Genomic DNA, 11,012 nt, shown 5'->3' with positions numbered 1-11,012 from the left:
TTTCAAACGCTCTCTGATTTGATTTAAATAGTATGTTAATTAAATTAATACATAACAAGTAATAACAAATCAATAAATTAAAAATAGTATTGATTTTAATTAATTGTTAAACCGCTGGTTCATCGGGGTTTGCCTAGAAAATACTTAATTGTCCCATTAAGTGAAGAAAAATCTAGGAATCCTTGCCTTCATAAGGTGAGGTGGTTCAATTATATATGTAGTATTATCAAAATTTGTTTGATATTTCTTTTTGAGGTGATTATTAATGTGGAGGTTAATCTGGCCGATTTTAATTGTTATTCTTTCAAATACTTTTTATAATATTTGCATGAAATCAATGCCTGGCGATGTAAATCCCTTTGGAGCATTAATGGTTACTTATCTGGTTGCGGCGATTATTTCTGCCATAATTTTTGTATATGTTGTCGGTCCAACGAATGTCGGTGTTGAGATTTCCAAAATTAACTGGACATCAGTTGTTTTGGCATTGGCTATTGTAGGCCTTGAGGTCGGTTATGTATTCGTGTATCGTGCAGGATGGACTGTAAGTACGGCAAGCGTAGTTGCAAACATTGGCCTTGCCTGCGTTTTGATTTTTGTAGGGTATTTCCTGTATAAGGAAAACGTTTCCTTAAATCAGATTGTTGGTGTTGTCGTTTGCATGTTCGGTTTGGTGTTGATTAATCTGTAGGTGATTTCATGCGATGTCCTGTTTGCGGCGTATGGGTAGAAGAGGGCGAAGAATACTGTCCAAACTGCGGTTATGACATGTATTGCATTGATGAAGACGATGATTTTTAAGAATTTCTTTGTTGATATGGATAATTAATCATATCACTTATTTTTTAACTAGCAAATTTCATTCCTTTAATCATTTCAAAATTTAATTCTTATTTTTTTCTATATTAACTATATTTTAATTGAAAATGGTCAATAATATATACTATTAAATTTATACATTATATTATAAGGATAATTATCAATAATTACTTCTTTATAATTGAGCGTAAAGGAGGTGAAACATGAACAAAAAAGGGTTTATTATCATACTAACTGTATTTGTGTTATTAACGCTAAATTTTAGTGTTGCACATGAAAATTCTGCAGATGTTAAGTCCATTAATGTTATTAATGACAATCAATCGCTTAAGGCCAGCAGTCCTTTAATTGAAACACATATTGATGTTGTAGGTAACACAACATTTGATGTTGTAGGTGACAGTTTTAAGGTTAGATTATTGGACAGCAAAAATAAATCAATTTCCAATTCTGATTTAACATTTGCCATTGGTAAACTGATTTATAATGGCACTACTGACGGCAATGGTGTTGCCAGCATTCCATTAAAATTGAAAGATGGGACATATAGGATAACAACAAAATTTGCCGGGGATTCAAAATATAAATCATGCAGCATGACAACCACTATTGTCATGAACAATACTCGCATTGTCGAAGAGGGGTTAAGCAATGCTGAAATCCAGAAAATCATAGACTCTGCAAAGGCAAACAATGTTATTTTATTTAATGGGTCGTATTATGAGAATGTTAATCTGGTCATAAACAAAAGATTGACTTTATTGAGTAATTCCAATACGATATTGAACTCAAGCTCCAATAAGCCGGCCATATCAATTTCTGGAAAAGGCAGCTCCTCAACAACAATCAACGGTTTTAATATTCTAGCAAAAGGCAATGGAATCGAAATTAAGAATTCCGATTATGTCACTATTGCAAATAACAGAATCAAAACAGAATCTAATGGAATAGTTGCTTTGAAAGTTAATTATTTAAATGTAACTTCAAACAAGATAATGGACAACGCTAACAACGGAATAGCTATTGCTTGCGCTAATAAATCATACATTACCAATAATAATATCAGTTCCAGCGGTGAAAATGGAATTGTACTCGCCAATTCAAATGAAATCTATATTAAGGGAAATATCATTTATAAAAACACAAGAAACGGTATTTATGTAACAGATGAAATAGATGGGGTCAGGTATAAAGAAACATCCAAAAACCTCTATATCTACAACAACACTGTCAATAACAATTATTTCAACGGTATTTTCATTTATAAGGCTGGAAATAATGTTAGCATTAAGGGAAATAATATTCGTTATAACTCTCAAAATGGAATTTCTATTACTGAAATTGGAGACAATGTAATCCAATCCAATGAAATATCAAATAGTGTTGTCGCCATCAAGTTCAATGATGAATACTTAAAACCCGAAAATCAGGATATTAGCTTTAATGTCATGCACCATACAAGCCATGTGGCCGTTGAAGCTAGGGACACCTATTATTATGATTATGGCAAGCAGTTGGAGATTGGGGATAATTGGTATACTGACAATATGCTGATTTGTCCTAAAGTCAGCACCAATAACCTAAAATTTGTTGTTTCACAGGTAGGTTCAAATCTATTCCAGGCAACATTTTATGACTCAAATGGAAATATTGCAAGTCTGCTTCCGGATAGGACCTTGACATACACAAGCAATGGCCAAACATACACAATGACCATAAGCGGAGGAACTGGAGTATTTACAGTTGATGCTAATGATGGTGATGTTATCAAAGCCACCGCCGACAGTTCCCATAGGGACAATACATATAGTGGTGATGTTAAAGATACAGCGCATCCATCTAATGGAGTTTCCCCAACTTATGACTATCCATCTATTGAATATGATCCATTGTATGATGACGTTGGCGATGGCACTGGCGACGGCGATGGCACTGGTCAGGGAAATGGAGGAGATTCTTCAAATGGTAGAAACGGATCTTCTAATCAAAGACACAGTGAACATACTGGAAACAGCTCCAGCAGCCAAAATATGAATCCGTCCAATGGTGGACAAAATCAAGTGAATGATGTTTCACAGTCTTTAGAAAGTGTTTCAACAACTTCACAGGCCAGTGCATCCGATGCGGGCAGTGCATCTGATGCAAACTCAGGAACCCAATCTGTTGCAAAAAAAATTATTTTCGATGAAGATGATATTGTAAGAGTTGCAGGAATTTCATTCATCGTATTGTTGATGATATTAACAATCGGTCTTTACTATCGTGACGATATTAAGGAAATGAAATCAAAACTGTAGATATCATCTCTTTTTTTCTATTTTTTCATTGATTTTTATAACAAATTATTTAATATATTTAAAACATAACTATTTTTATCTTACCTTGGAGGAGTATTATGAATAAAAGTGATTTGAAAAGAAATTATTACATGCTCAAAGGACCGCTCGCCAAGAAGGGTTATGATTGGTGGTGGCATTCCTTGACTGCATATAATAAAAAAACTGGCGAACCAAGACCTTTTTTTATTGAATACTTTGTATGTAATCCAGCATTAGCTGAAGAAGAGCCTACTCTTGGACAATTGCCTGAAAATCAAGAAGCAGGTAAAAAACCGTCTTACTGTATGATTAAAGCAGGTGCATGGGGTAAAAATCCAAAACAAATACATAATTTTTACTCAATGAAATATTTTGACTGTCCTGATGATGAGTTGAACATTCGCGTTGGGGATTGTAGCCTAACTGAAACTCACATGAGCGGATTTTCAAGAGTATCCGAAGAAGATGCTCGTGACCATCCGGAATACATGTGTGATGCTGGAGAAATGATGTGGGATTTGGATATTGATAAACAGATCACTTTTAATGTAGGTTATGGTGCAAGCTCATTGTTTAGAAAATTAAACTCTTTTGAAATGTTTTGGCATGCTGAAGGAATTAAAACCCAATACAGCGGAACTATCTGGCTTGATGGTGAAGAATATGAGGTGATTCCTGAAAAATCCTTTGGATATGCTGATAAGAACTGGGGAGGAGACTTTACATCACCATGGCTTTGGATTTCATCATGTAACTTGACAAGCCTTAAAACAGGCAAAAAACTTAATAATTCCGCTTTTGAAGCTGGTGGAGGAAGACCTAAGGCATTTGGAATTTCAATACCTCGTAAATTGTTAATTGGATTTTACTATGAAGGTAAAATGTATGAATACAACTTTGCAAGGTTCTGGAATATGGTGAAAATCGACTTTGACTTCGAAGAAGGGGATGAAATTCACACATGGAGAGTAAATGCAAGCAATAGAAATTCCAGAATGGAAATGGTGCTTTACTGTAAACGTGACGAAATGTTACTTATTAATTACGAAGCTCCTGATGGCCAAAAAAGACACAACCGTTTATGGAATGGTGGAAACGGTTGGGGTGAAATCAAGCTGTACAAAAAGGACGGAACTTTAATCGATCATGTGAAAATGGAAAATGCTGGATGTGAATATGGGGAGTATGATAAGTAATGATATTCACAGACATCCTTGCGTTAATTGTCGTATATATTTATGTAGCTATCATTTTTGTGGTAGCTGAAATGGTTTTAAAGACAAGACCTGAAGTTTCACGTAAATTCCTGCATATCATGGTAGGTAACATGATATTTGCCATGCCGTTTTTCTCAGATCCATGGATGATGGTTTGGTTTTTAACTCTGCCGATTACAATCGCATTGTTCTTCTTGACTGAATATTCACCTGTCAAAATTGAAAACAGCGTCACAGAATCCGGCCATGCATTAGGACTATTTTTCTATGCTGGAATCTGGACAATATTGATTGCAGTTTTCACAACAATTGCTCCTGCAAATGACCCTAAACATTTCATATGGATTGTAGCTTTGGCTATTGTTCCTATGGTATACGGTGACGGTTTTGCAGCTTTGATAGGTCAAAAATTCGGTAAACTCAAATACACAGTATTCGGAGGAACAAAATCCGTTGAAGGATCACTTACAATGTTTGTAATCACATCTGTAATGAGCGTATTTGTATGGATGACTTTCTCTTCAATTGGATGTGCTATGCCTGAATTTAATATGGGTTACATATTGATGATTTCTGCTGTTGCAACAGTATGTGAAGCTTTAAGTTATGGTGGAGTCGACAATTTAACCGTTCCGGCAATAACTTCTATTCTATATTATCTGGTGGCTGCATTATAGCCACTTAAATTTTTAATTTTTCAACACTTGTTTTTTGCATTTCAGTTAACTTATTCTGCATCTTGGAAACATCGCCAAATAGCCATTTATATAGTATTTTACTAAGTTATATTATCGAATAACTAATTGGTGATATGATGGATTTAAGAGAAGAAGCCGAAAGACGAGTAGATGCAAAAATTAAATTTGAAGAAAATCTATATAAATATTTGATTGTAAATAGTATAATTGCAGTAATCTGTTTTGTATTCTTGCAAAGCTTTTCATTACTGTTTTTTGTCATGTTTTTCTGGGGAATTTGTGTTTTGAATGACTTTTTTAAGGCATATCCTTTTAGCGAAGTTGTATCTCCAAACTACAGAGAAAAAATGATTGATAAAGAACTTTCTAAAATGGGTGATTAAATGAGTGATTTAAGAGTTATAGCAGAAAGACGTGCAGATGCAAAAATAAAATTCTACAGAAATCTCTGTTCATACATTATAGTTAATGCGATGCTTGCAGTAATCAATTGGTATGCGACCCCTCACTATTGGTGGGTATTGTTCCCAATATTTTTCTGGGGAATTGGAGTTTTCATCAGTTTTCTAAAAGCTTTTGTATTGATGGATAAGTTTGATAGTGTAGAATACAGGGAACAGAAAATTCAAAAGGAAATGGAAAAATTAAGGAATTAAATCATGAAGGTAAATCTGTTTGTTTCAAGAGATGTTGAAGAGCCTTATGCAGATATACACACCAATGAATTGACTGACAATATCACAAAGGCAATGTCAATTTTGGAAAGTGACGATGCAAATGATATGTTGGCGGTCAAAAAGGGGTCTGATATTGCACTTCTGGAATTTGGCGATGTATATATGTTCAGAGTTGAAAATAAACAAGTTAAAGTTTATACTGATAATAGGGAATACTTAATTAAAAAGCCGCTGTATCAGGTTGAGGAGTCTTTGGGAAGCGATTTTGTAAGAATTTCCAAAACCACCATTGTCAATCTAAAAAAAGTGGAAAGGGTCGCTCCTTCACTTAAGGGAATGATGTTCATACAACTTAAGAACGGCTTGAAAGACAATATCTCAAGGAAATACTTGCCAGATTTTAAACAAGCTTTGGATTTGTAGGTGATAATATGAAAGTAGATTTGATAAAGAGATTAGCAATGGGTGCTTTCGTTGGTTGTTTTATTGTAATGCTTGTCATGGTTTTAATGTCATTGGAAAGAGGTCCTCAAAACATTGATTTTAATGGAGTAACAGTGATTAATGCATTTTTAGGATCCATAGTGGTTGGATGGGGCTTTTCTCTAACTGGCCTTATCTATGAAAGGGAAGACATTGCATTTCCGCTTCAGGTAGCATTCCAGATGGGTATTGGAATGACCATATTGTTTATTGTTGCAATTTATCTTCAATGGATGCCGATTAACTTGGGAATAGGAATCATCATAGAATGGATAATTATAGCATGCATATTTGCAGCCATTTCATGGTGTGGTTTTTATATTTATTATTATCTGGTCGCACGTGACCTGAACAATAAATTAAATAATTAAAAAAATAGTATTAAAGTAAATAGCTTAGCTATTTACTCTTTTTTTGAATTTCTTTTATATCCATATGCTAAGGCAATTATTCCAACAATTACAAAAAGGATTACGCCTATTGCTGTTGGGGCAATGCTCTTTTCTGAAGCGTGTTCGAATATTTCACTAGCTGTATGGGGGTCATTTGAATCAGATCCTGCTTCGTTTGTTCCATTTACTGTTTGTTCATTGTTATTCTGATTTGAATTGGTTGAATTCATATTAATGTTTTGGTTGGAAGTATTGTTTGTTTTGTCGTTAATATCAACTGGAAGTGGGTTTCTGTTTTGATTAAGATTATTAGTATTGCTCTCCTGTGGTTTTTGAGTGTCCTCTTCTTGAGTGTCCTCTTCATCGCCAAAATAATTTTTTGGGAAATAATCCTTGATATTTTGGACATGCCTGTTCAACAAATCCAAATTCAATTCGTCTAATAAACTAGATGGTTTTGTGCTAGTTACTTTGCTTCTGGAAGTAACATGATCTGGATCGATAACGTCACTATCTGTAGGGTCTTCGTCTCCCCAATCATTGTTGTTGAAGTCAGGGTAGAAATATTTGGTTTGCCTCCATTTGATGTAGATTTCCTTACCCAATGGGGAGGTGTTGTTAGTGATTAGGTTGTCATGGACATTGATTTCAGTCATTGCTTCAAACATCGGCTGTTGGATGTAAAATGATCCGCCTGTTTTCTCAGAGGTATTGTTTACAATTATTGAGTTGGTCATTGTAAGGTTTCCGGAAACCATGACTGCCCCTCCGTTTGTTCCTCCGGTGTTGTTCATGAAAATGCATCTGTTGATTATGGAGTTGCTCGCCCAGCTGTAATAGGCTCCGCCCCACTCATCGGCATGATTGTACATGAATATGCAGTCCTCAACTACACCATATCCTCCGACACTTACGCGAATGGCTCCGCCGTCTCTGTGTGCAGTATTTCCAATAAATACGCTATTGTAGATATATGAATTGGCAAAGCATGTTGTTATAGCGCCTCCATCGTGGTCTGCATGATTGTTAACAAACAGTGAATTGTTTACAAGAAGATAACCTTTTTGCTCAGATGTGCCGTAATTTGAAATTGCACCGGCATTTGTGTTTTCTAAAGCGGTATTGTTGATGAAATTGCAATAGTCCACATAAACATGGCCGGTTTCAATCGAAACGGCTCCGCCGAAATTGTCGGTACATCCGTTAATGAATGTCAAGTTCTTTAAGGTTAGATGGGCTGCATCATTTCTTATGAGTAATATGCTGGATTTGTTTTCACCGTCAATGATTATGTCATCAGGATTGCCGTTTCCCTGAAGCGTAAGGTTTTTTGTAATGCTGATATTGTGGATTTTGTATGTTCCAGGTTCGATGGTTATTTCATCACCATCATTAGCATCCAAAATCATTTTTTCCAAATCAATGTTGGAATCGTCGGCTTCCTGCAATGGAGAGGCATAATCAGATGCACTGGCGCTATTGAGCGATATTAAAATGACAAATATGAAGATAGATATTGATAAATGTTTTCGATTGATTATTTCACCTCCTTTAAGATTGTTAAAGAAATGTTTTCTACAATATTAATTTTTATTATTTATTATTATATAATAATATTCCTATCGCTTGTATATTTATATGTTTATTAAAGATATATTTTAATTATTTGATGTAGATCTATTATTTTAAAATTTATTTGTATATTTTTTAATATTTCAGAAAATATAACATCTTTTTTTTATTTTATCGTTATGAATTATACTATTATTAGAATAATTATCATAATACATAGTATTATTACATAAATTTAATTTATTTTGGATATTTAAAGCAATTAACATATTATTTTTGATTAATTAATGATATAAATTAATTTAATCTTTAAAATAATAATTTAAACAAATTTAAATAATTAAAAGAATTAGCGATAAATAATAATATTTATATTGTATATTGAAAATAAATATAATTCGTACTGATATAAATTAAAGTTTTTAATTTCTTATATTAGTATAAATTTTAAAATTTATAGGAGAAAAAAATCATGATTAACAAAAAGATATTAGTATCTTTTCTCTTAGTTTTTTTAATTGCAATTTCTGTTAGTGCAGTTTCTGCAGCAGATGCAGATGATACTGTAGCAGCAGCTGACACTATATTGCCTGATGCTGCAAATGGCACTGGTGTTCAAAATGCAGTTGATCAAGCTAAGGCAGGAGATATTGTTGATTTAAGCGGATATGATGAATATCAATTCGGTGATTCATCTATTACTGTATCAGGTAAAGACACTCTTACTATTAAAGGTAATGGTAATACTACTATTTATGGTACTGGAAATGGCAATGGTTTCTTTTACATTGAAAACAGTAAATCCGTAACTATTCAAGGAATTAAGTTCATTGACAACAACCCTAAAAACAACTTAACTTACGGGGGTAGTGTAAATGGTTGGGGTGTACAGTTCAACGGTCAGGATGCTTCCGGCGGTGTAGTTGACAACTGTTACTTTAAAGACTTCAGCCAAGCTGTAGTTGTCAAATCATGTAACAACATCACTGTTAAAAACAGCGAGTTCTACGGCGGTTACGCAACAAAACTCGTAAACGACCCAACTGTTAACAAAGAACAAGGTTCCAAAGTCATTTCTGTTGGAGGGTCATTCTACACAACAATTGAAAACAATGTATTTGATGGAGTGGTGTTAGATGCAATTTCCATCGCACAAGCTAGTGGTGACGCAAAAATCATTGGAAACACATTCAAAAACAATGTATATTCCATTTTCTTCGGAGGAGCATCAACTGACGGCACCTACATTACTGGCAACACATTCATTAACTGCGGTTATTTCAACGGAACTTTCAATGGAGAACCAGTTTACTGGGACGAATACCCAGTAATCAGTATTCAAAAAGCAGCTAGCGGAGTTTACATTGATGGTAACACTTTCGAAGTAATTAACAACAACTTCTTAATCGCTGCTGAACAAGGTAACGCAGCCCACGGATACCCAAGTACCCTTGGAGACATCAACGTAACCAACAACATTATTAAAAAATACGATGAAAGTGTAAATCCACGTACTGTAACTTTATTACACATTCTATGCAGAAACGGAGCATTAAACCCATATGCAGAGATTACCGTAACTGGCAACACCTATGTTGCGGGAGTAAGACCTTTAATTGTATGGAGTAACGAGTGGGGAAGTGAAGACAAATCACCATCCAACATCGTAATTCCTGCAGCTGACCCGGTACAAACCCAAATAGCTATTACTGACGTAGCACAAAACGGAACTGTTACAGCGGTCTTAAAAGACATTAACGGTAAAGGTTTAGCATCTGAAGACGTATCTTACACCATTAATGGCGCTAACGCAACAACTGTTAAAACCGATAAAAACGGTGCTATTGCGGTTGTCGGTAACGCAAATGATGAAATCGCTATTAACTTTGCAGCATCAGCTAAATTCGCTGCAAGCAGCGCTACAATCACCTTACCAAACACTACTGTAACAAAAACTGAATATGTAAATGTAACAGTTTATGTGGAAGTAACACTCAACGATACATCAATTATTACAAGTGATGTAACTGTTAATGCTCTTGACAATGGTGAAGTAAAATTAACTTTAGTTAACCTTGCTACTAATGCACCTATTGCAGATGCACCAGTAACCTTCTTCATCGGCGATAATACTGGAGTATTATATACTGATGAAAATGGTACTACTTCATATCCATTTGTTTATGATGCAGCAGGTACTTACAACCTTAATTTAGTTTACTTAGGTGATAATGCAACTAAAGCTACTACTGCCACTTCCATAATTAAAGTTAACAAGTTAGCTACTACTTTGACTCATCCTAATTACAACTACAAAGTCAAAGCTACCAAAAAAGTATACATTACTTTAAAAGCTAACAATAAAGCGGTTAAAGGTAAAAAAATAACTTTAACAATTGGCGGTAAAACCTACACAGCTACTACCTCATCAACAGGTAAAGCAACATTTACCGTAAAACTAACTAAGAAAGGTACTTTCTCATACACTGCTAAATTTGCTGGTGACAGTGCTTACAAAGCAAAAACAGTAAGTGGTAAAGTAATTGTTAAATAAAGAGATTTAATAATCTCTTTTTATTTTCTTTTTTTTTAAAATTTTTCATATTTTTTTTGAATAATATATTTTATATAATATTTTAAATAAATGAATTAATAACGTTTGGAAATAATATTACATACGTTGAATTTAATTATTGTAATTAAGATTATTTAACAATATATCTCATTTATAATTATGATATACTTTTTAAATTAATTTTATAGGGGGAAGTAAGATAAAAAACTCAATATTCAAGCTAATATTTGTATTTACACTAATTTTTTCGATATTAATTAT

At 33.9% G+C, this 11,012-nt stretch carries 11 protein-coding genes; 10 read left to right on the top strand and 1 reads right to left on the bottom strand.

The features are described from left to right. The first annotated feature begins 265 nt into the window (after positions 1 to 265). From IJE64_RS02890 to IJE64_RS02850, 9 genes are all read left to right on the top strand, one after another. Positions 266 to 691, top strand: coding sequence for an EamA family transporter (locus tag IJE64_RS02890; RefSeq protein WP_292781781.1), 426 nt, complete (start codon positions 266 to 268; stop codon positions 689 to 691). Between the two features lie 8 nt (positions 692 to 699). Then, positions 700 to 801 carry a zinc-ribbon domain-containing protein gene (locus IJE64_RS02885; RefSeq protein WP_292781779.1) on the top strand — a complete coding sequence of 34 codons (102 nt, stop codon included), beginning with the start codon at positions 700 to 702 and terminating at the stop codon, positions 799 to 801. A 221-nt stretch (positions 802 to 1,022) separates the two neighbouring features. Then, a complete protein-coding gene (locus IJE64_RS02880; protein WP_292781776.1) occupies positions 1,023 to 3,116 on the top strand; it encodes a right-handed parallel beta-helix repeat-containing protein in 2,094 nt (697 codons plus the stop codon). Positions 3,117 to 3,214: 98 nt separating this feature from the next. Then, positions 3,215 to 4,333 (top strand): tocopherol cyclase family protein, encoded by a 1,119-nt coding sequence (locus IJE64_RS02875; protein WP_292781773.1) that lies wholly within the window; start codon positions 3,215 to 3,217, stop codon positions 4,331 to 4,333. Then, positions 4,333 to 5,031 (top strand): diacylglycerol/polyprenol kinase family protein, encoded by a 699-nt coding sequence (locus tag IJE64_RS02870; RefSeq protein ID WP_292781770.1) that lies wholly within the window; start codon positions 4,333 to 4,335, stop codon positions 5,029 to 5,031. The genes IJE64_RS02875 and IJE64_RS02870 overlap by 1 nt, the downstream gene beginning before the upstream one ends. A gap of 137 nt (positions 5,032 to 5,168) precedes the next feature. Continuing rightward, positions 5,169 to 5,435, top strand: a complete 267-nt coding sequence (locus IJE64_RS02865) for a 2TM domain-containing protein (RefSeq protein ID WP_292781767.1) — start codon at positions 5,169 to 5,171, stop codon at positions 5,433 to 5,435. Then, positions 5,436 to 5,708, top strand: coding sequence for a 2TM domain-containing protein (locus tag IJE64_RS02860; protein WP_292781763.1), 273 nt, complete (start codon positions 5,436 to 5,438; stop codon positions 5,706 to 5,708). A 3-nt stretch (positions 5,709 to 5,711) separates the two neighbouring features. Beyond that, positions 5,712 to 6,152 carry a LytTR family DNA-binding domain-containing protein gene (locus IJE64_RS02855; protein ID WP_292781760.1) on the top strand — a complete coding sequence of 147 codons (441 nt, stop codon included), beginning with the start codon at positions 5,712 to 5,714 and terminating at the stop codon, positions 6,150 to 6,152. An 8-nt stretch (positions 6,153 to 6,160) separates the two neighbouring features. Continuing rightward, on the top strand, positions 6,161 to 6,583 hold the full coding sequence (locus IJE64_RS02850) for a DUF3021 domain-containing protein (protein ID WP_292781757.1): 423 nt from the start codon (positions 6,161 to 6,163) through the stop codon (positions 6,581 to 6,583). 32 nt (positions 6,584 to 6,615) lie between these two features. On the opposite strand, the gene IJE64_RS02845 is transcribed toward IJE64_RS02850, so the two are convergent. Continuing rightward, positions 6,616 to 8,052: a hypothetical protein gene (locus IJE64_RS02845; protein ID WP_292781754.1), complete on the bottom strand. Its 1,437-nt coding sequence runs from the start codon at positions 8,050 to 8,052 to the stop codon at positions 6,616 to 6,618. 596 nt (positions 8,053 to 8,648) lie between these two features. On the opposite strand from IJE64_RS02845, the gene IJE64_RS02840 reads away from it, so the two are divergent. Further along, a complete protein-coding gene (locus IJE64_RS02840) occupies positions 8,649 to 10,730 on the top strand; it encodes an Ig-like domain repeat protein (protein ID WP_292781752.1) in 2,082 nt (693 codons plus the stop codon). Positions 10,731 to 11,012: the final 282 nt, after the last annotated feature.

The organism is Methanobrevibacter sp. (assembly GCF_017409525.1).
Lineage (GTDB): Archaea > Methanobacteriota > Methanobacteria > Methanobacteriales > Methanobacteriaceae > Methanocatella.
This window is presented reverse-complemented; position numbering and strand designations above follow the sequence as displayed.

Coding starts and splice junctions, on each gene's coding strand:
- IJE64_RS02890 (WP_292781781.1), top strand. CDS start 266: ATGTGGAGGTTAATCTGGCCGATTTTAATTGTTATTCTTTCAAATACT.
- IJE64_RS02885 (WP_292781779.1), top strand. CDS start 700: ATGCGATGTCCTGTTTGCGGCGTATGGGTAGAAGAGGGCGAAGAATAC.
- IJE64_RS02880 (WP_292781776.1), top strand. CDS start 1,023: ATGAACAAAAAAGGGTTTATTATCATACTAACTGTATTTGTGTTATTA.
- IJE64_RS02875 (WP_292781773.1), top strand. CDS start 3,215: ATGAATAAAAGTGATTTGAAAAGAAATTATTACATGCTCAAAGGACCG.
- IJE64_RS02870 (WP_292781770.1), top strand. CDS start 4,333: ATGATATTCACAGACATCCTTGCGTTAATTGTCGTATATATTTATGTA.
- IJE64_RS02865 (WP_292781767.1), top strand. CDS start 5,169: ATGGATTTAAGAGAAGAAGCCGAAAGACGAGTAGATGCAAAAATTAAA.
- IJE64_RS02860 (WP_292781763.1), top strand. CDS start 5,436: ATGAGTGATTTAAGAGTTATAGCAGAAAGACGTGCAGATGCAAAAATA.
- IJE64_RS02855 (WP_292781760.1), top strand. CDS start 5,712: ATGAAGGTAAATCTGTTTGTTTCAAGAGATGTTGAAGAGCCTTATGCA.
- IJE64_RS02850 (WP_292781757.1), top strand. CDS start 6,161: ATGAAAGTAGATTTGATAAAGAGATTAGCAATGGGTGCTTTCGTTGGT.
- IJE64_RS02840 (WP_292781752.1), top strand. CDS start 8,649: ATGATTAACAAAAAGATATTAGTATCTTTTCTCTTAGTTTTTTTAATT.